The organism is Actinokineospora spheciospongiae (genome assembly GCF_000564855.1).
GTDB lineage: Bacteria > Actinomycetota > Actinomycetes > Mycobacteriales > Pseudonocardiaceae > Actinokineospora > Actinokineospora spheciospongiae.
In genome coordinates this window covers 41,226-63,948 of record NZ_AYXG01000155.1, presented here as the reverse complement: position 1 = coordinate 63,948, position 22,723 = coordinate 41,226, and the positions used below count along the sequence as shown (strand labels likewise).

The window sequence follows — 22,723 nt, the reverse complement described above, 5'->3', positions numbered from 1 at the left end:
AGCCCCACTCGGTCACACTGGGCGCATGATCGCTGTAGGGGCCCCGCCCAAGCAAATCCACCCACCCGGGCGCCGACGACAAAATCCCGGGCTTTAGAACAAGACCACCTGGTTAAGCCCGACCGAACCGGTGATGCGCGGAAGCAGCCTGCTCCCGCAACGCCCGCACCGCCCGCCCCGGGTCATCAGCCCCGTAAACAGCCGACCCGGCCACGAAGCAGTCCACCCCAGCCTCAGCAGCCTGCTCAATGGTGTCCGCGTTGATCCCACCGTCGATCTCCACCAGCAGGTCCAGGTGCCCGGTGTCGACGAGGTCACGCACCGCCCGAGCCTTCGACAGCACATCGGCGATGAAGCTCTGCCCGCCGAACCCGGGCTCCACCGACATGACCAGCAGCGTGTCGAACTCCTTCAACACCTCCACGTACGGCTCCAGCGGCGTCCCCGGCTTGATCGACAGCCCCGCCTTCGCCCCCGCCGCCCGGATGTCCCTGGCGATCTTCACCGGGTCCCCGGCCGCCTCCGCGTGCACGGTGACGTTGTGCGCCCCCGCCTCGGCGTACCCCACGGCCCACCGGTCCGGGTCCTCGATCATCAGGTGGCAGTCCATCGGGATGTCGGTCACCTTGAGCAGCGACTCCACAATGGGCAGTCCGAGCGTGAGGTTGGGCACGAAGTGGGCGTCCATGACGTCCACGTGCACCCAGTCGGCACCCTGGATGGCGGCGAGTTCGTCGGCCAGCCGGGCGAAGTCGGCGGACAGGATGCTGGGCGCGATCATCGGAGCACGGGACACGGGCGTTGAGGATAGGGCGTGCCCCCGGCCGCGCTCCCGCCGGTGTCCGCCCCCGGGGTCAGGCCGGGAGGATGCCGTCGAGGCGGCCGGTCGGGGGGCGGGTTCGGGCCAGTTCCAGGGCCGTGTCGACCAGTTCGGTGCGGTCGAGGGCGGCGACCTCGGCCAGGGGGACCCAGGCCGCCATGTCGGTGGAGCCGCCCTCCTCGAAGCGGAGTTCGCCGCCCGCGATGGTGGCGGCGTAGATGACGCGGAGGCCGTGCCAGTCGGTGTCGGCGAGGGCGCCGGGGAGGTTGCGGCGGATGGAGTCGACGCCCAGCAGGGAGTCGACGGTGACCTGGTAGCCGGTTTCCTCGTACACCTCGCGGACGGCGGCGTCGAGGGGGTCCTCGCCGTGGTCGATGCCGCCGCCGGGGAGGGTCCAGCGCTTGCCGCTGGGGCCGACCCAGCGGGCCAGGAGCACCTCCTCGTTCTCCAGGCAGACGGCGTAGGCGGCGACGCGCAGCGACCGGCGGCTCATGCGCCGATCCGGCGGCGGACCTTGCGCCGGATCTCGTCGGGCATGCCGTCGATGTCCAGGCGGGGCAGCAGTTCCGGTTCGAGGGTGGTGGCGCGGAAGGTGAGGGCGATGGTGATGCCGTGGCCGGGGCGCTGCTCGACGACGATCGGGTCGCCCGCGCGGACCGCGCCCGGGCGCAGGACCCGCAGGTAGGCGCCGGGCAGGGCGCGCTGGGTGAAGGTCTTCATCCAGCCGCGCTCGTCGAGCCACACCGCGAAGGTGCGGCAGGGGATGCGCGGGGTGGTGACCTGGAGCACCAGTTCGTCGCCGATCCGCCAGACCTCGCCGACCTCGGCGGCGTTGACGTCGATGCCGGTGGTGGTCAGGTTCTCGCCGAACTGCCCGTCGGTCAGCGGCCTGCCCAGTTCCTCCGCCCAGCGGTCCAGGTCCTCCCTGGCGTAGGCGTAGACGGCCTGGTCGGGTCCGCCGTGGTTGGCGACGTCGCAGATGTCGTCGCCCGCGAGGCCGCTGCCGCCGGGGCCGGGGGCGGTGACGGCCACCGGGCCGGTCACCGGCCGCTTGTCGATGCCGCTGCGCCCGATCTTCGCCTCGATGGGGAGGGACTTGCCGACGTTCACCGTCCGCACCCGTGCCTGGTCCATGGGACCGAACCTACCCGGCCGGGGGATGATCGCGACATGGGTAACGCGGTGCGGGCCGACGATGGGTGCGGGTTGTGGGCGACGGCGACCGGGGTGGGCGACCCGGTGATCTGCTGCCACGGCGGTCCGGGTCTGTGGGACATGTTCGACGCGGTGGCGCTGCCGGGCCGGGTGGTGCGCTGGGACCAGCGCGGCGGCGGGCGGTCGCAGCGGCGCGGGCCGTTCACCACCGCCCGGTTCGTCGCCGACCTCGACGACGTGCGGGCGCACTCCGGGTTCGCCGCGACCGCGCTGCTCGGCCACTCGTGGGGCGCCGACCTGGCCCTGCGGTACGCGCTGGCCCACCCGCACCGGGTGACCGGCCTGGTCTACCTGGCGGGGGTGGGCCTGTCCCCGGGCTGGCACGCCGAGTTCACCGCCGCCTTCCGCGCCCGGCTCGGTGACGACCTCGCCGCGTGGACCCGGCTGCGGGAGCGGGAGCGCACCGAGGACGAGGAGCGCGAGCTGGCCGTCCTGCAGTGGACCGCCGACTTCGCCGACCGGGGCCGCGCCCGCGCGCTCGCCGAGGCCATGGCCACCCCGTGGTTCCCGATCAACCACGAGGTCAACGCCGTGGTCGGCCGCGACGGTGACGAGGCGGACCTGCTCGCCGCGTGCGCGGACCTCGCCGTCCCCGTGCTCGTCGTCGACGGCAGGCACGACCTGCGTCCGCGCTGGGCGGTCGATTCCCTGGTCGAGGCGTTGCCGAACGCCACCCGGGTCACCTTGGACACCGGGCACGTCCCCTGGTTGGAGCGGCCGGAGGAGTTCACCGAGGCCGTCGGCGGCTTCCTGGAAGACCTCGGGTCCGGCGCGCACGCCGGACCCGAGGGGTGATCAGGGACGGACGCCCCGGATCAGTTCCCGGAGGATGTCGCGGGTGGTGTCGGCGTCCGCCGACCGCCGGTGCGCGGGTGCCTGCGGGTCCGGCTGCGGCAGCGGGTCGCACGTGGCGTCGGAGACGCGGCCCGGCTTGCGCGCGGGCAGTTCGCCGGTGGCCAGGTAGGCGGCCACCTGCTTGTCCACACAGGACGCGCCGTTGAGCGAACCGGCGTGCGTGGTGCCGCCGACGCCCTCGATCAGGGCGGACTTCGGGAACCGCGCGCGGGTTTCCAGGCTGCCCTCGAACGGGGTCGCCGCATCGAGGGTTTCGCTGATCAGCAGGATGCCGGGCGCCTTCCGGCCGTCGACCTCGACCGGTTTGCCCGCCTTCGCGGGCCAGGTGAGGCACGGGGCGTTGAACCAGGCGTTGCCCCAGGTCTCGAACGGGGCGCGGAGGAAGGTCATCCAGTTGTCGGCCCGCCACCGGTTCCAACTGGTCGGCCACTGCACGTCGGTGCACTGGACGGCGAGGTACATGGCGAAGACGTTGTCGCTGCCCGGTCCCTGGCCGTGGGCGGCGTCGTAGAGCTTCTTGAGCGGGCCGTGGTCGCCCTGGTTGACCCACGCGGAGAACGCCTCGGCGATGTCCTCCCAGCCGAAGACGTAGTAGCCCGCGGGGAGGAAGGCGTCGATCCACTCGTCGGGGCCGATGACGCCGCCCGCCGGTGCTTCGAGCAGCGCGGCCTGCTGGGCGTAGAACAGCTTCCGCACGTCCTCGCCGGTGGTGCCCAGGTGGTAGACCGCGTCGTTCTTCGCGATCCAGTCGAAGTAGACGGACATGTTCCTGTCGAACGCCACGTCCTGGACGAGGTTCGCCCGGTACCAGACCTTGCGCGCGTCGACGTTGCCGTCGAGCACCATCCGGCGCACGCGCTCGGGGTAGAGGGTCGCGTAGACCTGGCCCAGGTAGGTGCCGTAGGAGAACCCGTAGTAGTTGATCTGCTCTTGGCCGAGGGCCTTGCGCAGCGCGTCCACGTCGTGGACCGTGTCGGTGGTCTTGACGTGGTCGAGCAGGTCACCGCCCGCCGCGCCGCAGGCGGCGGCGTAGCCCCTGGACCGGTCGAGCCAGGTCTGCTCCAGTTCCGGGGTGACCGGGACGTAGAACGGCCGGTTGTAGGAGAAGTAGTTCCCGTCGCAGGTCAGGGCGGGCTCGCTGGAGCCGACGCCGCGCGGGTCGAAGCCGATCCAGTCGTAGGACAGGCCCGCGCCGTTCGGCACGATCCCACCGAGCACCGACAGCACCAGGCCCGAACCCCCCGGGCCGCCCGGGTTGGTGATCACGACGCCCTGGTACTGCTCCGGGGCCACCTTCGCCTTGATCCGGGACACCGCGATCCTGATCTTCGTGCCGGTGGGCTCGGCGTAGTCCAGCGGGACCTCCAGGAACCCGCACTCCGCGCCGAGCCGGGCCAGTCCCCGGTTCGCGCAGGCGCCCCACCCGATCGGTGCCGGGTCGTAGGCCACCTGGGCGGGCGGGGTGTCGGCGGGCGCGGCCGAGACCGCGGGCGCCGAGGCCGCACCCCCGACCACGACACCGGCCGCGGCGGCGATCGCCACGATTCTTCTCAACTGCTGCCCCTTTCTCGCACTGTCCGGTCCACTCTCCGCGACCGACCGCCCGATGCCGCCGCCCGACACGGCCGCGGGGCGTAGCCGTTCGGGGGAATCGCGCACCCGGACGGGGAAAACGGGCGTCCGAAACAGACGGTGGGGGTGCCCGCCGGGCACCCCCACCGTCGTGGACCTCCGGGGTCAGCCGCGCAGCGCGGCCCCGTGGCGTTCCGCTGCCGCGGCCACGGCGGCGTCGCGGGCCGCGGTGGCCTCCTCGACCGTCAGCGTCCGGTCGGCCGCGCGGAAGCGCAGCGAGTACGCCAGCGACCGCTTGCCCTCCCCGACCTGCGCACCGGTGAAGACGTCGAACAGGCTCAGCTCCTCGAGCAGGTCTCCCCCGCCGGAGCGCAGCGCGCGGGTCAGCTCGCCGACGGGCACCGAGTCCTCGACCACCAGCGCCACGTCCAGCAGGACCGGCGGGTACGGCGAGACCTTCGGCACCGGCCTGCGCTCCACCAGCGGCAGCAGGTCGAGGTCGAGTTCCATGGCGCAGGTGCGCTTGGGCAGCCCGAACGCCTCCACGACCTTCGGGTGCAGCTCGCCCGCGTGCCCCACCGGGAAGTCGCCCACCCGGAGCTGGGCGCAGCGGCCCGGGTGCCACGGCGCGGTGTCGCCCTGGGTGACGGTCAGCTCCACCCCGGCGGCCTCGGCGACCAGCCGGGCGGCCTGCACCGCGTCGGCCCAGTCGGCCTGCTCGGCCTTGCCCCACCAGCCCGCGCGGACCCGCGGCCCGGCCAGCACCACCGCGACGTGCGTCGGCTGCGCGGGCAGGGCGGCGTCGAGGGCGGCGACCTCCGGCCCGGAGGGGCGTCCGGCGACGCCGACCGAGGGCATCGGGGACTGCTGGGCGCGCGGGAGCACGACCTGCCCGACGTGGAACAGCGACACCTCGCGGGCGCCCCGGGACACGTTGCGCACCACCGTGTCCAGCAGACCCGGAAGCAGCGTGGTGGCCAGCTCGTCGCGGTCGGCCTCCAGCGGGTTGAGCACCTTGACCGTGCGCCTGCGCGGGTCGTCGGCGTCGAGGCCGAGCGCGTCCCACGCCGTCGGGGAGACGAACGGGAACGGCAGCACCTCGACGAACCCGTGCTCGGCCAGCGTCCGCGACACCTGGCGGCGGCGGCGCTGCGCGGCGGTCAGGCCGCGGCCGGACGGCGCCTTGGGCAGCACCGCCGGGATGGTGTCGTAGCCCTGCAACCGCAGCACCTCCTCCACCAGGTCCGCGGGCTGGTTGAGGTCCGCGCGCCAGCTCGGCGGGTACGCGGTCACGGTGGGCGTGCCGTCGTCGGCGGCGCCCACCTCGACCGTGCAGCCGATCTGCTGGAGGCGACTGGCGGTCACGCCGCGGTCGTAGCGCACCCCGGCGACCCGGTCGGGCAGGTCCATGGCCATCACCACCGGCGCGGGCAGCGCCGGGTGGCCCACGTCGGTGCGGCCCGGGTGGATCGTGCCGTCGCCGTAGTCGCGCAGCAGCCGGGCCGCGCGCTCCAGGGCGGCGGGTGCCAGCGCCGGGTCGACGACCCGCTCGAAGCGCTTGGCCGCCTCCGACGGCAGCTTGTGCCTGCGGACCGCGCGGGCGATCGAGGCCGGGTCCCACACGGCGGCCTCGAGCAGGATGTCCGTGCTCTCCGGGGTCACCTCGGTGCTCGCCCCGCCCATGACGCCCGCCAGCGAGACCGGCCCGGAGTCGTCGGCGATGACGATGTCGTCCGGGTCCAGCGCGCGGGTGGCGCCGTCGAGGGTGGTCAGCTTCTCCCCCGCGGTGGCCCGGCGCACGGTGAGCCCGCCGCTGAGCTTGGCGGTGTCGAAGGCGTGCATCGGCTGGCCGAGTTCGAGCATCACGTAGTTGGTGACGTCGACGGCCAGGGAGATGGAGCGGATGCCCGCGAGCATCAGCCGCCTGCGCACCCAGAACGGCGTCGGCGCGGTCGGGTCGACCCCGGTCACCCGGCGCAGCACGAACCGCGGGCACGCCTGCTCGTCGGTGACGGTGACCGGCGTGGACGGGCCCTCGGCGGCGGGCACGTCGATCGCCGCCGGGTCGAGCAGCCGCTGGTCCAGCGCGCAGGCCAGTTCCCTGGCCAGGCCGCGCACCGAGAAGCAGTAGCCGCGGTCGGGGGTCAGCGCCAGCTCGATGACGGTGTCGGTCAGCTCCAGCAGCTCGATCGCGTCGTCGCCCGGCTCGACGTCGGAGTTCTCCCCGCTGGGCAGCACCATGATGCCGCTGTGGTCGTCGCCGAGGCCCAGCTCCGAGGCCGAGCAGATCATGCCGTTGCTGACCCGGCCGTAGGTCTTGCGGGAGGCGATGGCGAAGTCGCCGGGCAGCACCGCCCCGGGCAGCGCCACCACGACCAGGTCACCCTCGACGAAGTTGCGCGCCCCGCAGACGACCTCGGTGGTCTCCGGTGCGCCGTCGTCGGTCTCGCCGACCTCGACCACGCAGAACCGGATGGGCTTCTTGAACTCGGTCAGCTCCTCGATGGAGACCACGCGGCCGACCACGACCGGGCCGGTGACCGGGCCGAGCGGGCTGACCTCCTCGACCTCCAGGCCGACCCGGGTGAACGCCGCGGCGATCTGCTCGGCGTCGAGGTCCCGGTGCTCACCGGAGAGTTCGAGCTGCTGGATGAGCCAGCTTACGGGAATCCTCACTGGGCCTCCGTGCCGAAGGGAAGGGTGAACCGGACATCGCCCTCGACCATGTCGCGCATGTCGGGGATGCCGTTGCGGAACTGGAGCGTGCGCTCGAGGCCCATGCCGAAGGCGAACCCGGTGTAGACGTCCGGGTCGACGCCGCAGGCGCGCAGCACGTTGGGGTTGACCATGCCGCAGCCGCCCCACTCGACCCAGCCCGCGCCGCCCTTCTTCTCGGCGAACCACACGTCGGGTTCGGCGGAGGGCTCGGTGAACGGGAAGAACGACGGCCGCAGCCGGACCTTCGCCTCGTCGCCGAACATGGCCTTGGCGAACGCGTCCAGGGTGCCCTTGAGGTGGGCCATGGTCAGGCCCTTGTCGATGGCCAGCCCCTCCACCTGGTGGAACACCGGGGTGTGGGTGGCGTCGAGCTCATCGGTGCGGAACGTGCGACCGGGGCAGACGACGTAGACCGGCAGGTCGCGCTCCAGCAGCGCCCGGACCTGCACCGGGGAGGTGTGCGTGCGCAGCACCAGCCCGGAGTCCTCCGGCGCCACGTAGAAGGTGTCCTGCATGGTGCGCGCCGGGTGGTCCTTGCCGAAGTTGAGGGCGTCGAAGTTGAACCACTCCGCCTCCAGCTCGGGTCCCTCGGCGATCTCGTAGCCCATGCCGACGAACACGTCGGCGATCCGCTCCGACAGCGTGGTCAGCGGGTGCCGGGCGCCGCGCGGGGCGCGGTCCCACGGGAGGGTGACGTCGACGCCCTCCTCCCGCAGGACCCGCTCGTCCCGCTCGGCCTGCAACCGGGCCAGCCGCTCGTCGAACGCGGCCTTGATCTCGGTCTGCGCCTCGTTGACCCGCTTGCCCGCCTCGGAGCGCGCCTTGGGCGGCAGCGCGCCGATCTCCCGGCGGGCCAGCAGCAGGGGCGACTTGTCGCCGAGGTGGGCGGGCTTGGCCGCGGCGAGCGCGTCCAGGTCGGTCGCGGCGGCGAACGCCTCGCGGGCGGTGCCGACGGCGGCCTGGAGCGTCTCCGGCGCGAGCGCCGCGACCTCCTTCGGGTCGTACGGGTCGTTGGCTCCGGACATGGTTGGTGGACAGCTCCCCGGGGGTCCTATGCGGCCTGACGCGCACCCGTCGGCCGGGTGAACAGCTCGATCCTAGGTGATCGGCCGCGGACACCTGAACCGAGTTCCACCTGCGGCGTTTCCCCTGGCGGGCTCAGCCGAAGGGGATCTCGAAGTGGACGGTCTGGAACCGGGCGGGGTCGCCGTCGCGGGCGTCGTGGATCTCCTTGGCCACCGACCGCCAGAACCCCTCGGCGCCCTCGACCCGGGTGTCGGTGTGCAGGCAGAGCACGTCGTAGCCGGGGGTCTCGGCGACGAACCGGGTGGCCAGGTCGACCAGGCCCCTGGCCAGCCCGTGCCTGCGGTGCTCGGGGCGCACGTAGACGCGGAAGAGCTGCGCGGTGCGCCCCGCCGGGTAGCGCTCGGCCAGCCAGGCCGGGTGCGGCGGGCTGGTCGGGGCGACCGCCCGGACGGCGGTGGTCGCCACCACCTCCTCGCGGCCGTCGTCGTGGGTCAGCGCGGCGACGAACAGCGCGTGCCGGGGGGTGCGCAGGTAGGCGCCCTCGAGGTCGATGACGTCGCCGTGCCAGGCGGGGGTGTACCCGTAGCCCAGGTCGCGGTAGAGCGTGTCGAGGATGACCGAGCGGGCGCCGTCGAGGTCGTCCGGGCGGGCTTGGCGCAGGTCGTAGCGCATGGGTTGATCCTTCTACCGGTTGTGCAGGCCGCCCTCCTGGACGGCCAGGGTGCGGTCGGCCAGTCGGGCGACCGCGGCCTCGTCGTGGGTCACCACGACCAGGGCCAGGTCCAGGTCGGCGAGGTGGTCGAGCACCACCCGCCGGGTGCGGGCGTCGAGGCCCGCGGTGATCTCGTCGCACACCAGGACGCGCGGTCGCGCCAGCAGCGCCCTGGCCAGCGCGGCCCGCCGCAGCTCGCCCCCGGAGAGCGCGCCGGGCCGCCGGGCCGCGGTGGCCGGGTCGAGGCCGAGGGTGCGCAGCAGGGCGGCGGCCTCGTCCCGCGCGTCCGGTGTGGACAGCCCGCGCAGGCGCACGGCGGTGCGGGCGACCTGGTCGAGCACGGGCCTGCGGTCGTCGAAGGACAGGCGGGCGTCCTGGAAGACGTACTGCACGCCGCCGTCGACGGTGATGGTGCCCGCGCTGGGGCGGTGCAACCCGGCGATGGCGCGGGCGAGGGTGGTCTTGCCCTGCCCGGAGCGCCCGGTGATGGCCACGCACTCGTCCCCGGCCAACCGGAGGCTGACACCGTCGAGCACGCGGTTGCCCCGGTAGCCGACGCTGAGGCCGTCGACGGTGAGCACGGTCGGCCCGGTGAGCGGCGGCTTGGGGGCGGGGGTCGGGGCGGGCTCGGGCGGGCGGGCCTCGGTGGGGACGCCCGCGTGCAGGGTGAGGACGTCGTCGGCGAGTTCGTCGACCAGGTCGAGATCGTGCGACAGGAGCAGGACGCCGACACCGCGGTCGGCGAGCCCCTTGAGCTGCGCGGCCACCTCGCCCCGGCTCAGCGCGTCCTGCCCGGTGGTCGGCTCGTCGGCGATCACCACGGCCGGGTCGCCGATGAGGGTCTGGGCCAGCACCAGCCGCTGCTGCTGCCCACCGGAGAGCTGGTGCGGCAGCCTGCGGCGGAACCCCCACGTGGGGTCCAGACCGACCCGGGTGAGGACGTCGCGGACCACGGGACCGGGGTCGGTCCCCGGCTTGCGGGCGCGGACGACCTCCCGCAGCACACCGCCGATCCGGCGCACGGGGTTGAGCACCGTCGAGGGGTGCTGCGGCACGAACCCCACGAACCCGGCGGTGGCGACCTCGCCGTGGACGTCACCGGGCGCCTCGCCGAGGAGGGCGAGCGCGGTGGTGGTCTTGCCGCTGCCGGACTCCCCGACCAGGGCGAGGACTTTCCCGGCGGGCAGCTCGAAGCTCACCCCGTCCACGACCGGGCGGCCGTCGACGACCACGCGGAGGTCGCGCACCCGGGCCGCGAGCCCGCTGCCCGCAAGATCATCCGTGCGCTGGGGCCCCCGAATCGATCCAACCGCGGGGGTCTGACGCGATCCGCCGCTCGACGCCGGGTTGTCCACAGGCGGGGTGGCGGGGATCGGCGTGCCCGCGGGCGGGGTGACGGCGGGGTCGTCGGGCAGGGTGCGCGGGACGGCGGTGGAGTGGGCGTCGAAGAGGAGGTTGACGCCGACGGACAGGGACACGATCAGCAGGGCGGGGACGACGACCGCCCAGGGCACCAGGTAGCTCCCACCCTGGTTGCGGTCCACCATCACCGCCCAGTCCGAGGCGTCCGGGGCCACGCCGACGCCCAGGAACGCGGCCGAGGCCACCAGGTACACCGAGGAGGTGAACCGCACGCCGAGGTCGGCGACCACGGTGGGCAGCACGGACCGCCCCACGTACCCGCCGGAGGTCCGCCACCACCCCTCCCCCTGCATCCGCATGGCCTCCACCACCGGCCCGGACGCGGCGGGCAGCGCGGCCGCCCGCACCACCCTGGCCACCTCCGGCACCAGCACCACCACCACGACCCCCACCAGCGTCACGGAGCCCGGCGAGCTGAGCCCGGCCACCAGCACCAGGACGAGCAGGGAGGGCACGGCCAGCACCAGGTCCAGCGGGCGCATGAGCACCTCGTCCACCCACCGCCTGCGCGAGGTCGCGGCCACCAGCGCCAACGGAATCCCCAGCGCGTAGGCCAGCCCGGTGGCCACCAGCGCCACCAGCACCACGGTCCGCCCGCCCAGCAACACCTGCTGGAGCACGTCCCGCCCGACGAAGTCGGTCCCCAGCAGCCCCCCGGTGGAAAACGCCACCGACCGCGAAGCCTCCCCGACGAACAGCGGCCCGAACACGGCCACCAGCAACGGCACCCCCACCAGCACCAGGGGGACAACGCGCTTCACCCGACCGCCCCCACCCGCCCGGGCACCACCAGAACCGACAGCACTCACCCCAGCGGCGCCCACAAAGCCCGCACCTGTGCCGGTGGCATCGCCGGAGCCCACGCCACCCACAGTCCCACCAGCCGCACCCTCACCCCCACCGGTGCGACCAACAGCACTCCCACCGGCAGCGCATGCACCACCCGCGCCGACAGCACCCGGAACGGCAGACCCGGCGCCAACCACGCCCGCACCACCGACACCCACCGACCGCGCGGCAGCAGCAAGCCCATCAGCCGCACCTGCGCCGCCGACAACACCCCCGCCAGCGCCGCCGACATCACCCGCGCCACCAGATCCCGCCTCAACTCCAACGGCATCGGCGGCAACAGGGAGTCCGCCGGCCGCACCCTCCCCGCCCGCACCGGCGACACCGGTGCCCGCCGCGCGCACCTCGACGGCAGGCCCGGCAGCCACGTCGACCACGCTCCCCTCACCATCCGCCGGACGAGCACCCGACCGGTCCCGACCACCGGGACCGGCACCCTCCACTCCGGACATCACACCCCCACCCCCGCCCGTGGCGCCAGTCGAAACGACAGCGCGTCAGCCATCAGGTTCACCGTCACCGTCGTGGTGGCGAACAGCAGCGCCAATCCCTGCACCACCGGGAGGTCCCGCGCCGCCACCGCGTCCACCAGGACCGTGCCGACGCCGGGCAGGACGAACACCGCTTCCACCACGACCACCCCGCCCAGCAGCCAGTCGGTGGTGCGGGCCAGTTGGGTCGCGGCGGGGGCCAGGGCGTTGGGGAGGGCGTGCGCGAGCCGGACCCGCCGCCCGGACAGGCCGAGGCGGTGGGCGTGGCGCACGTACTCGGCGCCGTTGGCCGTGATCATCGAGGCGCGGACCAGGCGGCTGATGGAGCACACCGGGCGGGCCAGGAGCACGACCAGCGGCAGCAGGAGCACCACCGGGTCCAGCAGCGGGTCCACGCCCACGGCGGTGGGCGGCAGCCACCCGAGGCCGATGCCGAACACCGCCACCAGCAGGATCGCCAGGGCGAACTCCGGTACGGCGTGCAGGCCGATGAACACCGCCGTCAGCCCGCGGTCGAGCCTGCTGCCGGGGCGGCGGGCGGCGAGCACGCCCAGGCCGACCGCCAGCGGCACCAGCAGGACCAGCGTCGCCCCGGCGAGGGTGGCGGTGACGCCGAGGCCCGCGCCGATGATGTCGGTCACCGCCCGGCCCGACACGACCGAGGTGCCCAGGTCGCCGTGGGCCAGGGCGGTGAGCCAGTCCAGGAGGCGCTCGAGGATCGGGCGGTCGAGGCCGAGGGACGCGCGGATGCGCTCGATCCGGCCCGGGTCCGGGTCGTCGCCCGCGAGGGCGACGGCGGCGTCCCCGGGGAGGGCTTCGACCAGGAGGAAGACCGCCACGGCGAGGGTGAGGACCTGTGCCAGGCCGAGGAGGGCGCGGCGGCCCAGGTAGTTCCTCACCCCAGCCACACCGTGTCGAAGCGGGCCCAGTCCAGGGTGTTGGCCGGTGCCGTGCGGACCCCGCCGACCTTCGCCGAGGTGCCGACGATCCAGTCGGCCTGGCCCCAGATGAGGTAGCCGCCCTCGGCGTGCAGGACGCGCTGCATCTCGCCGTAGGCCGCGGCGCGGGCGGATTCGTCCGTTGTGGACACGGCCTTGTCGTAGAGGGCGTCGAACTCCGGGCGGGTCCACTTGGTGGTGTTGGTGGTCGACGAGGACAGCAGGCGGCCGGAGATGTGCGTCTCGATCGGCATGGCGCCGGAGCGGAAGCTGGTCAGCGAGCCGTTCTTGAGCGAGTTCGCCCAGTAGGTGTCCTTGTCGCCCACCGCGACCTGCACGTCCAGGCCCGCGGCGCGGGCCTGCTCGGCGAACACCGTCGCGGCCTCGACGAAGCCGGTGGCGGCCGTGCTGGTGTCCAGCCGCACCGCCAGGCCCCGCGCGCCCGCGCGGTCGACCAGCCACTTGGCCCGGTCGAGGTCGCGGGTGCGCTGCGGGATGTCCTCGGCGTAGTGCTTGAAGCCCTTGCCGAACAGGTCGTTGCCGACCTGGCCCGCGCCGGACAGGGTGCTGTCGACGAGCTGCTGGCGGTCGGTCAGCAGGAACATCGCCTCGCGCAGGTCGCGGTTGTCGAACGGCGGTCGGTCGACCTTCATGGCGAACGCCTGCATGCCGGAGTTGGGGGCGCGCACGATCGACAGGCCGCGGCCCTCGTGGCTGCGGGCGGTGACCGGGGACAGGTCATGGGCGTACTCGACCTGCCCGCCCAGCAGCGCGTTGATCCGGGCCGACTCCTCGTTGGCGAGCACGAACTCCAGTTCGTCGAGGTGCGGCGGGTTCTCCCAATACTCGGCGTTGCGGGTCAGCAGCGTGGAACGGCCCGGGGTGAACGTGCCGAAGCGGAAGGGGCCGGACCCGACCGGCTTGGTGAAGTCCTCAGTGGATTCCGGGATGATGTACGCGGAGAACGACGCCAGTGCGTTGGGGAACTCGGCGAACGGCCTGGTCAGCGCGAACTCCACGGTCCGGTCGTCGACGGCGCGGCTGTTGGCCAGGTCGATCAGCGACAGGCTCGCCTTGGCCCGGAAGGCGCGCTTGGGGTCCATGATCCGGGCGTAGCTGGCGAGCACGTCCTGCGGGCGCACCGGCTTGCCGTCGTGGAACACCGCCTTGCGCAGGGTGATCCGCCAGCGGGTCAGGTCCGCGCTGGGCTCCCACCGCTCCGCCAGCCTGGGCACCGGCGCGGCGTCGTCGCCGAGGTCGGCGAGCTTGTCGTAGAGGGCCTTGGACCGGGCCGCCTCGACGAACAGGTTGGCCAGGTGCGGGTCCAGCACCTCCTTGGCGCCGCCGCCCGCGAAGGCGGCGCGCAGCCTGCCGCCCCGGCGCGGTTCACCCGCGGCTCCCCCGGGGCCCGCGTCGGAGGAGCCGCACCCGGTGAGGGCGGCCAGGGACGCCCCGGCGGTGAGGCCGAGGAAGAGACGACGGTCGATCATGGGGGTTTCCTTACCGGTGGGGACGCCTGCGGGCGACCAGGTGCAGGCGGTCGCCGGTCAGGCCGGAGGAGAGCGGCGCGTCGGCGCGCCAGGGCTCGTCGGTGCGGGGTCCGGGGCTGTCGAACAGGGCGGGCACGTCGAAGCCCGCGCGGTCGCAGAAGGCGCGCAGCTCCTGCGGGAACAGCAGCCGCCAGGCGGAGTCCTGGGCCAGCGGCTCGGTCTGCCCTGGCCACTCCCAGACCCGGTGCCTGCGCAGCAGTTGCTCGGCGTGGTCGAGGTACAGCCTCGTGTGCGAGGTGTGCGGCACGCCGTCGACGGTCACGGTCCGGGTGCGGGTGCCGTCGAGGAGGTCGGTGTTGCCGGGGGTCCCGGCCAGGAAGAACGCCCCGTTGCGCATCTCGGCGACGAGCAGCCCGCCGGGCGCCAGGTGCCGGTGGCAGCGGTCGAGGCAGGCGTTGAGGTCGTCGTTGGTGTGGCAGTAGAGCAGGGCGCTGTCGAGGCAGGTGATGGCGTCGAACTCGCGGCCGAGGTCGAACTCGCGCAGGTCGCCCTCGACGAAGGTCGCGGCGGGCTGGTGCTCGGTGGCGTGGTCCAGCATGGCCCGCGAGGAGTCCAGGCCGACGACCTCGTGGCCGAGGGCGGCCAGGTGCCCGGCGTCGCGGCCGGTGCCGCAGCCCAGGTCCAGGATGCGCAGGGGCCGCGCGCCGCCGAAGCGGGCGAGCACGTCGTGGGCGAAGCGGGCGGCGCGGTGCTCGGGGTCGGGGAACTGCCGCTCGTAGATGGCCGGGTTGTCGGTCAGGAAGTTGCTCATGCCACCCTCTCCGGTTGCGGCGCCAGCGCGCCTCGGCGGTCCAGCAGCAGCACGCCGACCGCGCCGCCGATCCCGAGCAGCAGGCACAGCACCGACGCCGCCCAGCCGTGGCGGCCCTCCCCCGCCCAGCCGACGACCACGGTGCTGACCGCCGCGACCGCCCCGGACCCGAGGTAGAACACGCCGAAGTAGGTCCCGGTGACCCGCTCGGCGCCGAAGGCGGGGATCAGCTCGTAGACGAACGGCTGGGCCACCGCCAGCCCCACCGCCAGCAGCACCGCCGCGACGAGCACCGGCGCCAGCCCCGGCCACAGCGCCCCCGGCGACGGCCACAGGTACGCCAGCGCCGGGGCGGCGAACGCCAGTCCCATCAGCACCAGCCCGAGCGCGATCGACCACCCGCGCGGCCGGTCGGCCAGCGCCCGGGTGATCCGCACCTGCGCGAGCAGCGTCACCACGGTCGAGGCGATGAACAGCGCCGCGACCGAGGCGGGCGTCCCGGTCAGCCTGCGCGCCTCGACCGGCAGGACGAGGTAGAGCTGGTTCTGCAACGCGAACATCCCGCTCAGCGCCAGCGTGAACGCCACGAACCGCTTGTTGCCCAGGCACTCGCGCACGTCCGACCACACCGTCCCCTGCGCGGGCGGCACGGCCCTGGCGGGCAGGACCAGCGCCTGCGCGACGGTCAGCGCCGCGAAGATCCCGGCCGCCACGACGGCCGAGACCCGGAAGTCGACGAGCAGCAGCGCCGCGCCGAGCACCGGGCCGACCAGGGCCCCGGTCTGGGCGAACACGTTGAACAGCGCGAACGCGTCCGCCCGCTGCCCCTCCCCGACCTCCAGGGAGATGTAGGCGCGCACCGCCGGGTTGAACAGCGCCCCGGCCAGCCCGCTGAGCACGGCGGCGGCCAGCAGCACCGGCAGCGACTCCCCCACGGCGAACAGCCCGAACCCCACCGCCCGCAGGCCGCAGCCCGCGATGATCACCCCGCGGGCGCCGAGCCGGTCGGAGGCGGTGCCGCCGAGCAGGAACAGGCCCTGCTGGCTGAGGTTGCGCGCCCCGAGCACCAGGCCGACGGTGGCGATGGTCAGCCCGATGTCCTCGGTGAGGTAGGTGGCCAGGTACGGGATCAGCAGGTAGAAGCCCGCGTTGACGCCGAACTGGTTGACCAGCAGCAACCGCACGGCCGGGGGGAAGCGCCTCATCGGCGGACGACCCCCAGGCCGGCCCGGCCGCTGAGCCGCAGCGTGCCGTCCTCGCCGCCGAGCCCGGTCCACGGGTCGCGGGCCAGCAGCAGGTGCCCGTCGAGGTCGACCCAGCGGGCGTGCGGGGTGAGCTGCACGGCCGGGGCGATGCCCAGCGAGCTGGCGACCAGGCAGCCGAGCATGACGTCCATCCCGGCGCCGCGGGCGACGGTCACGATCTCCCGGGCTGCCCGCAGGCCGCCGCACTTGGCCAGCTTGACGTTGATGCCGTCGACGGCGCCGACCAGCCCGCGCACGTCGTCGAGGGTGCTGGCGTCCTCGTCGGCGATCAGCGGCACCGGGGAGCGGGCGCCGACCCAGGCGAGGCGGTCCGGGGTGCCCGGGGCGATCGGCTGCTCCACGGCGTCGAGCAGCAGGTCGGCGGTGCGCTCCAGGAAGCGCACGGTGTGCTCGGGGGTCCAGGCGCCGTTGGGGTCGAGCAGCAGCCGGGCCTCCGGGGCGGCGGCCCGGACGGCGGTCAGCCGGGCGAGGTCGTGCTCGTCGCCCGCTTTGATCTTGAGGACGGAGAACCCCTTGGCCACCAGGGCCTCCGCCTTGGTCGCCGCGTCCTGCGGCGACGACAAACCGATCGTGTAGGCCGTGGGCACCGCCGTCCACTCCGGACTGCCCAACAGCGCGTGCGTGGGCAGCCCCGCCCGCTTGCCCAGCAGGTCGTGCACCGCGGCGTCGGCGGCGGCGCGCACCCCGGGCGGCCCGTGCGGCAGCGCGTCGAGCAGTTGCTCCGGTGTCGCCGCGGCCTCCACGGCGCCCTGCCAGCCGGTGAGCGCCGCGGCGATGCCGTTGACGTCCAGGCGGAAGTACTCGCTGGTCACCACCTCGCCGTGGCCCAGCCGCCCCTCGTGCTCCAGGGTCAGCTCCACCGCCTGCCGCCCGGCCATGACCGAGCGGGAGATGCGGAACGGCTCGCGCAGCACCAGCTCCCGGGTGCTCCAGACCAGCTTCACGCGGGCACCGCCTCGCGCACGGCGAGCGGGTCGGCCACCGCGCGGCACCGGGCCCACTCCGACACCGTCACCGCGGCCGGGTCGGCCACCTCCACCGGGTGCGCGCTGGGGTTGCCGAACAGCCCGCGGGCGCGGCAGAACCCGTCGTCGAAGATCGTGTCCAGGTAGCGGTGCGCGCCGTCGGGGAAGATCGTGACGACCTCGGCCCACGGTTCCACCCGCGCCGCCCACGCCGCGACCAGCGCCACCGCCCCGGTGCTCCACCCGCCGGTGACGAAGGAGCCCCTGGCCAGCCTGCGGCAGGAGTCGACGACCTCCACCGGGCCCAGCCAGTGCACCTCGTCGAACTGCGGGTAGTCCACGTTGCGCGGGTGGATGCTGCTGCCCAGCCCGCGCATGACCCTGGGCAGCGCGGGCTGCCCGAAGATGGTCGAGCCGACGGTGTCGACGCCGATCAGCCGCACCCCCGGCCGCCGCCTGCGCAGCTCGGCCACCACGCCCGCGCTGTGCCCGCCGGTGCCGACGCTGCACACCAGGACGTCGATGCGGTCGAGGCGGTCGAGCAGTTCGGTGGCCAGGGAGGCGTACCCGGCCGGGTTGTCCGGGTTGTTGTACTGGTCGGGCCAGAACGCCCCGGGCAGCTCGGCCAGCACCGCGTGCACCCGCTCCAGCCGGGCCTGCTGCCAGCCGCCCTCGGGGTGCGGTCGGCGCACGACCTCCAGCTTCGCCCCGTGCGCGCGCAGCATCGCCCGCATGGCGGGTTCGAGTTCGTCGTCGACGACCAGCACCACCGGGTGCCCCAGCGCCTGACCGGCAAAAGCCAGCCCGAGCCCGAGGGTTCCGCTGGTCGACTCCACGACGGTGGCGCCGGGGCGCAGCGCGCCCCTGGTCCGGGCGGCGCGCAGCATGGACACGGCGGCGCGCGCCTTCATCCCGCCCGCGCCAAGGCACTCCAGCTTCGCCCAGAAGCCGGGGTGCTCGTGCGGCAGCGGGGTGGTGATCCGGGCCAGCGGGGTGCGGCCGACCAGGTCGAGCAGTGCCGGGTTCGCGTTCACGCGGGCACCGCCCGGTACCGGTGGATCGGGGTGGGGCCGCCGTCGAGCCAGAAGAACGGGTACGGCTCGGCGGACACGGCCGTGGCGCCGTCGCCGATGAACCAGGGCAGCACGGCGCTGCCGGTCTGGGCGAAGAACACCAGCGGGATTCCGGTGGTGCGGGCGTGGTCGAGCAGGAGGTCCACGCCGTCGTCGCCGAGGGTCATGCCGGAGGCCAGGATCGCGTCGCAGTCGGTGAGGCCCTTGGCCGCGTCGGTGAGGATCGGCTCGCCCCACTCGGTGGTGCCGCCCTTGCGGTCGCAGGGGGTGTAGTCGACCCGCCGCAGCCGCAGGTGGTGCAGCAGCGAGTTGACGACACCGACGACCAGGACCCGCTGCCCCGCTGCCGGAGCGAGCAGGTCCACCACCGTTCCCGCCCGGTGCAACGACTTCGCCAGCGAATCGCCCGCCGGGATCGTGGTGGTCTCGGCCACCTCCGCGTGCGGGCGCACGCCCATCAGGTACGCGTCCAGCGCCGCCACCCGCACCGCGCGGTCCGCGTGCCCCAGCAGCTCCGCGACGGACCGGCCCACGCACTCGAACACCGCGTCGTCGGTGACGCGCCCCGGTTCCACCGCGCACGACCCCACGGCCGCGCCGACCCGCAGGCTGACCACCTCGTTGCGGTACCCCCCGTCGCGGCCGGGGTGTCGGACCCCCTGCCGGGTGGTGAAACCGACGCTCACCCGCTGATCGGCCGGGTCCGGGCCCAGCTCCCCGGCGAGCGCCCGCCGCAGCAGCGAGTCGAGGTTCACGAGTAGGTCACCGACAGGGCGCCGACCAGTTCCTCGGCCCGCCGCCGGGCGCCCGCCCCGCGGTCGACGACCATGACGTGGCCCAGGTAGTGGTTGTTGCTGGTGGCGGGCCCGGCCTCGTGCCCCACCGGCTTGACGGCCCAGTCGACGACGTCGCCGTGCCCCAGCGCGTCCACCCCGTCGATCGCCGCGACCGTCCCGGGCCGCTCGGGCAGCAGGAAGCCGATCGCCGCGCTGCGCGCCCCGGTGTCGACGTGGCGCAGGTCCGGGTCCTCCCCCATCGCCAGGCGCGCGTAGACCATGGGCAGGTCGATCCCGGTGGTGCGGCGCACCAGTTCGGTGATCTGGTTGCCCGCCGGGCGCGGGTTCACCTCGACCAGCCGGGGACCCGCGGCGGTCAGCTTGATCTCGGTGTGCGCGACGGTCCGGTCCAACCCCAGCCGCCGCACCGCTTCCACCGCGGTCGCCGCGATCAGCGCGGTGGTCTCCTCCGGCAGGTCGGCCGGGAACATGTGTCCACTCTCGACGAACCAGGGGGAGCCGGTGACGGACTTGTCGGTCACCCCGACCACGTGGGTGTTCCCGCCGGAGGTCACCGTCTCCACGCTGAACTCGGGTCCGTCAAGGAATTCCTCCAGCAGCACCAACGGGTTGCGCCGCTGCCCGCGCGCGTTGACCGGGAAGCCCTCGATCGCCTCGACGGCCTCCGCCAGCTCAGCCGGGTTGGCGGCCACCCGCACGAACATGCCCGCGCACAGGTCGACCGGCTTGACCACCACCGGGTACCCGATCCGCTCGGCCTCGGCGTGGGCGGCCTCGACGGTCTCGGTCAGCGCGAACGCGGGCCCGAGGTCGGGCAGCGCCTGCCGGGTCAGGTCCTTGCGGTAGGCGCGGTCGACGGCGTCGGGGTCCGGACCGGGCAGGCGCAGGTGGTGCGCGATGCGGGCGGCGGTCTCCAGGTAGTAGTCGCAGGAGGTGATGACCCCGTCGAAGGCCAGGACGTCGTGGACCCGTTCGAGGTAGGGCAGGAGGGTGCCGAGGTCGTTGGTGTCCGCGGTCAGGACGTTGTCGGCGGCGAGCAGCGGGTGGGGGGTGGCGGGGGCGGAGCGCAGGTAGTGGTGCAGGTCCCGGGTGAGGAACGTGAACCGCCCCCCGGCCTCCCGGATCGCCCGCGGGAGCAGGGAGCTCATCGCCCCCACCCAGCTCTCGACCATCAACAGGTGCCCCACGTCGCTCCCTTGCTCGGCGATGTCCGATCGGGGCGGAATGATAATCATTGTCGATCAAAGGGCACAAGTGCGTCCACTCGAATGAGTGATCCAGATTGGGCCGTCCAGGCGAACGCCTCGGGCCCGGACCCGGGTGCCGGAAACAGTCACGGGTCGACCGGAGGCGACGGGGTGATCACCCGCAGACACGGCCGCGGCGGCGGTCTGCGGGTTCAGCGGCGCCAGGGGTCCGACGGCGCCGGGAGGTCAGTGGCGCTGGGCGCGGGCGGAGGCGTAGAGGCACACCGCGGCGGCGGTGCCGAGGTTGAGGCTCTCCGCCGCGCCGTACAGCGGCACCTTCACCACGTCGTCCACAGCGGACAGAATCTCCTCCGGCAGGCCGTGGGCCTCGCTGCCGAACACCCACGCCGTGGGGGCGCGCAGGGCGCCGGTGTCGATCGAGTCGTCGAGGTCCACCTCGGCGTGGCCGTCGGCGGCGACCAGGCGCAGGCCCGCGGCCCGGCACCGGGCGAACACGTCGGCGGTGTCGCGCGAGCGCGCCAGCGGGAGGTGGAACACGCTGCCGGTGGACGCCCGGACGCACTTGCCGTTGTGCGGGTCGACGGTGTCCCCGGCGAACAGCACGGCGTTGGCCCCGGCGGCGTCGGCCACCCTGGTCACCGTCCCGGCGTTGCCCGGGTCGGCGACGCCCACCAGCACGGCGACCAGCGCGGGGTCACCGGAGAGGGCGTCGGCCACGGGGGTGTCGAGCAGGTCGCAGACGGCGAGGATGCCCTGCGGGGTGATCGTCTCCGACAGGCCGGACGCGGCCTTGTCGGTCACCAGGGAGATCGGCAGGCGCAGTTCGTCGGCGCGCTGCAGGATCTCGGTGTTGCGGGCGGCCCCGGCCTCGGTGGCGAAGACCTCGTGGACCGTCCCGTAGGCCAGCGCCTCGCGCACGGCCTGGGCGCCCTCGGCCAGGAAGCGGCCCGCCTTCTCCCGGCCCGCCCGCTTGGTCAGGGCGCGAGCGGCAGCGACCCGGGGCGTCCGCTCGGTGAACGGATCAGCCCCGGGTCGCGGGAAGCGCGTGCTCAGGAAGCGGCCTTGCCCTGGGTGCCCGCGTTGGCGCGGGCCAGTTCGACCAGCGCGGTGAACGCGGTCGGGTCGCTCACCGCGAGCTCGGCGAGGATCTTGCGGTCGACCTCGACACCGCCGACCCGCAGGCCCTCGATGAAGCGGTTGTAGCTCATGCCGTTCTGGCGGGCAGCGGCGTTGATCCGCTGAATCCACAGCTTGCGGAAGTCACCCTTGCGGGCGCGGCGGTCCCGGTAGGCGTAGTTGAGCGAGTGGAGCACCTGCTCCTTGGCCTTGCGGTAGAGCCGCGAGCGCTGGCCGCGGTAGCCGCTGGCGAGCTCGAGGGTCGTGCGGCGCTTCTTTTGGGCGTTCACTGCCCGCTTGACGCGTGCCACGGGTCCGTCCTGTCGATCTAGTGGGCCGTGGTGCGGCCCTGGTGGTCAGGGGGGAGGGTGCCTCAGCGGCCGAGCAGGCGCTTCAGGCGGGCGACGTCCGGCTTGGCGACCTCGGCGGTGCCGGAGAGCCTGCGGGTCAGCGTCGTCGGCTTCTTCTCCAGCTTGTGGCGGAGGCCCGCCTGCTGGCGGCGAAGCTTGCCCTTCCCGGTGACCCGGATGCGCTTGGAGGTCCCGGAGTGGGTCTTCATCTTCGGCATGGTGTTCAGATCCTCGTCATCGAGCCGCCCCGGACGGGTGGTGCTTCGCCGGGGCGGCAGGCGTGGTGTGGTTCGACCGGGGGAACCCCGGCCCGGTCACTCCGCGGTGGTGTTCTCCGGGGTGTCCGGGGAATCCGGGGAGTCCCCGCTGGGCTCATCGGAGTCCGAGGTCACCTTCGGCTTGGGCTTCAGGTTCTTGTGCGGTGCCAACACCATGATCATGTTGCGGCCGTCCTGCTTGGCGGACGACTCCACGAAGCCCAGCTCCTCCACGTCCTCGGCGAGGCGCTGCAGCAGCCGGAACCCCAGCTCGGGGCGGGACTGCTCGCGACCGCGGAACATGATGGTGACCTTGACCTTGTTCCCGTGCTCGAGGAAGCGCACGACGTTGCGCTTCTTGGTCTCGTAGTCGTGGGAGTCGATCTTCGGCCGGAGCTTCTGCTCCTTGATGACGGTGAGCACCTGGTTGCGCCGGGACTCGCGGGCCTTCTGCGCGCTCTCGTACTTGAACTTCCCGAAGTCCATGAGCTTGCAGACGGGCGGGCGGGCCTGGGGTGCGACCTCGACGAGATCAAGATCCGCTTCCAGGGCCAGGCGCAGCGCGTCCTCGATGCGGACGATGCCGACCTGCTCGCCGTTCGGCCCGACGAGTCGGACCTCCGGCACCCGGATGCGGTCGTTGATGCGTGTCTCCGTGCTGATGGGGCCTCCTCGGTCAAAATGCCTGGTCGTACTGCGTGCCGACCCTGGTGGGTCGGCCCGTGCGCGGCGCGTGAGGTCCCCTACAACAGCGATGGGCCCCGCCGCCGTGT

The 22,723-nt window shown here is 73.7% G+C and carries 22 protein-coding genes; 1 reads left to right on the top strand and 21 read right to left on the bottom strand.

What is annotated here, in order from left to right:
• Positions 1 to 112 precede the first annotated feature (112 nt).
• The 3 genes from rpe to UO65_RS20635 all read right to left on the bottom strand — a co-directional run bounded on the left by rpe (position 113) and on the right by UO65_RS20635 (position 1,954).
• A complete protein-coding gene (gene rpe / locus UO65_RS20645; RefSeq protein ID WP_035285154.1) occupies positions 113 to 781 on the bottom strand; it encodes a ribulose-phosphate 3-epimerase in 669 nt (222 codons plus the stop codon).
• 73 nt (positions 782 to 854) lie between these two features.
• On the bottom strand, positions 855 to 1,313 hold the full coding sequence (locus tag UO65_RS20640; RefSeq protein WP_035285152.1) for an NUDIX hydrolase: 459 nt from the start codon (positions 1,311 to 1,313) through the stop codon (positions 855 to 857).
• Positions 1,310 to 1,954: an MOSC domain-containing protein gene (locus UO65_RS20635; protein WP_035285150.1), complete on the bottom strand. Its 645-nt coding sequence runs from the start codon at positions 1,952 to 1,954 to the stop codon at positions 1,310 to 1,312. The genes UO65_RS20640 and UO65_RS20635 overlap by 4 nt, the downstream gene beginning before the upstream one ends.
• 36 nt (positions 1,955 to 1,990) lie before the next feature.
• Between UO65_RS20635 and UO65_RS20630 the strand changes: the two genes are divergently transcribed.
• Positions 1,991 to 2,830, top strand: a complete 840-nt coding sequence (locus UO65_RS20630) for an alpha/beta fold hydrolase (RefSeq protein WP_035285149.1) — start codon at positions 1,991 to 1,993, stop codon at positions 2,828 to 2,830.
• Here UO65_RS20630 and UO65_RS20625 read toward each other — a convergent pair whose 3' ends face one another.
• The 18 genes from UO65_RS20625 to infC form a co-directional block, all read right to left on the bottom strand.
• Positions 2,831 to 4,444, bottom strand: a complete 1,614-nt coding sequence (locus UO65_RS20625) for an alpha/beta hydrolase (RefSeq protein ID WP_035285147.1) — start codon at positions 4,442 to 4,444, stop codon at positions 2,831 to 2,833.
• A gap of 183 nt (positions 4,445 to 4,627) precedes the next feature.
• Positions 4,628 to 7,138: a phenylalanine--tRNA ligase subunit beta gene (gene pheT / locus UO65_RS20620; protein ID WP_035285146.1), complete on the bottom strand. Its 2,511-nt coding sequence runs from the start codon at positions 7,136 to 7,138 to the stop codon at positions 4,628 to 4,630.
• Entirely contained in the window at positions 7,135 to 8,205 is a 1,071-nt protein-coding gene (pheS, locus tag UO65_RS20615) for a phenylalanine--tRNA ligase subunit alpha (protein ID WP_035285145.1), read from the bottom strand. The genes pheT and pheS overlap by 4 nt, the downstream gene beginning before the upstream one ends.
• Before the next feature lie 133 nt (positions 8,206 to 8,338).
• Positions 8,339 to 8,878 carry a GNAT family N-acetyltransferase gene (locus tag UO65_RS20610; RefSeq protein ID WP_035285144.1) on the bottom strand — a complete coding sequence of 180 codons (540 nt, stop codon included), beginning with the start codon at positions 8,876 to 8,878 and terminating at the stop codon, positions 8,339 to 8,341.
• A gap of 12 nt (positions 8,879 to 8,890) precedes the next feature.
• Complete coding sequence (locus tag UO65_RS34035; RefSeq protein ID WP_052021419.1) at positions 8,891 to 11,101, bottom strand: ABC transporter ATP-binding protein/permease; 2,211 nt, start codon at positions 11,099 to 11,101, stop codon at positions 8,891 to 8,893.
• A gap of 44 nt (positions 11,102 to 11,145) precedes the next feature.
• Positions 11,146 to 11,460, bottom strand: a complete 315-nt coding sequence (locus tag UO65_RS38690) for a hypothetical protein (protein ID WP_152552186.1) — start codon at positions 11,458 to 11,460, stop codon at positions 11,146 to 11,148.
• Positions 11,461 to 11,640: 180 nt separating this feature from the next.
• Positions 11,641 to 12,579, bottom strand: coding sequence for an ABC transporter permease (locus tag UO65_RS20595; protein WP_233427772.1), 939 nt, complete (start codon positions 12,577 to 12,579; stop codon positions 11,641 to 11,643).
• Positions 12,576 to 14,108 carry an ABC transporter substrate-binding protein gene (locus UO65_RS20590; RefSeq protein ID WP_035285138.1) on the bottom strand — a complete coding sequence of 511 codons (1,533 nt, stop codon included), beginning with the start codon at positions 14,106 to 14,108 and terminating at the stop codon, positions 12,576 to 12,578. The genes UO65_RS20595 and UO65_RS20590 overlap by 4 nt, the downstream gene beginning before the upstream one ends.
• Before the next feature lie 10 nt (positions 14,109 to 14,118).
• The gene (locus UO65_RS20585; protein WP_035285137.1) at positions 14,119 to 14,919 is read right to left on the bottom strand and encodes a class I SAM-dependent DNA methyltransferase; all 801 of its coding nucleotides are present in this window, start codon (positions 14,917 to 14,919) and stop codon (positions 14,119 to 14,121) included.
• A complete protein-coding gene (locus UO65_RS20580) occupies positions 14,916 to 16,124 on the bottom strand; it encodes an MFS transporter (RefSeq protein ID WP_035285134.1) in 1,209 nt (402 codons plus the stop codon). The genes UO65_RS20585 and UO65_RS20580 overlap by 4 nt, the downstream gene beginning before the upstream one ends.
• Positions 16,121 to 17,128, bottom strand: a complete 1,008-nt coding sequence (locus UO65_RS20575) for a dipeptide epimerase (RefSeq protein WP_035285132.1) — start codon at positions 17,126 to 17,128, stop codon at positions 16,121 to 16,123. Before UO65_RS20575 ends, UO65_RS20580 begins: the two co-directional genes overlap by 4 nt.
• A complete protein-coding gene (locus tag UO65_RS20570; protein WP_035285130.1) occupies positions 17,125 to 18,183 on the bottom strand; it encodes a PLP-dependent cysteine synthase family protein in 1,059 nt (352 codons plus the stop codon). The genes UO65_RS20575 and UO65_RS20570 overlap by 4 nt, the downstream gene beginning before the upstream one ends.
• The gene (locus UO65_RS20565; protein ID WP_035285129.1) at positions 18,180 to 18,977 is read right to left on the bottom strand and encodes a hypothetical protein; all 798 of its coding nucleotides are present in this window, start codon (positions 18,975 to 18,977) and stop codon (positions 18,180 to 18,182) included. Before UO65_RS20565 ends, UO65_RS20570 begins: the two co-directional genes overlap by 4 nt.
• The gene (locus tag UO65_RS20560) at positions 18,974 to 20,206 is read right to left on the bottom strand and encodes an ATP-grasp domain-containing protein (RefSeq protein WP_035285127.1); all 1,233 of its coding nucleotides are present in this window, start codon (positions 20,204 to 20,206) and stop codon (positions 18,974 to 18,976) included. The genes UO65_RS20565 and UO65_RS20560 overlap by 4 nt, the downstream gene beginning before the upstream one ends.
• Before the next feature lie 246 nt (positions 20,207 to 20,452).
• Positions 20,453 to 21,280, bottom strand: a complete 828-nt coding sequence (locus UO65_RS20555) for a TrmH family RNA methyltransferase (RefSeq protein ID WP_084175987.1) — start codon at positions 21,278 to 21,280, stop codon at positions 20,453 to 20,455.
• Positions 21,277 to 21,654 (bottom strand): 50S ribosomal protein L20, encoded by a 378-nt coding sequence (rplT, locus tag UO65_RS20550; protein ID WP_035285123.1) that lies wholly within the window; start codon positions 21,652 to 21,654, stop codon positions 21,277 to 21,279. Before rplT ends, UO65_RS20555 begins: the two co-directional genes overlap by 4 nt.
• 62 nt (positions 21,655 to 21,716) lie before the next feature.
• Entirely contained in the window at positions 21,717 to 21,911 is a 195-nt protein-coding gene (gene rpmI, locus UO65_RS20545; RefSeq protein WP_035285120.1) for a 50S ribosomal protein L35, read from the bottom strand.
• A gap of 96 nt (positions 21,912 to 22,007) precedes the next feature.
• The gene (infC, locus tag UO65_RS20540) at positions 22,008 to 22,613 is read right to left on the bottom strand and encodes a translation initiation factor IF-3 (RefSeq protein WP_052021418.1); all 606 of its coding nucleotides are present in this window, start codon (positions 22,611 to 22,613) and stop codon (positions 22,008 to 22,010) included.
• Between the last annotated feature and the right edge of the window lie 110 nt (positions 22,614 to 22,723).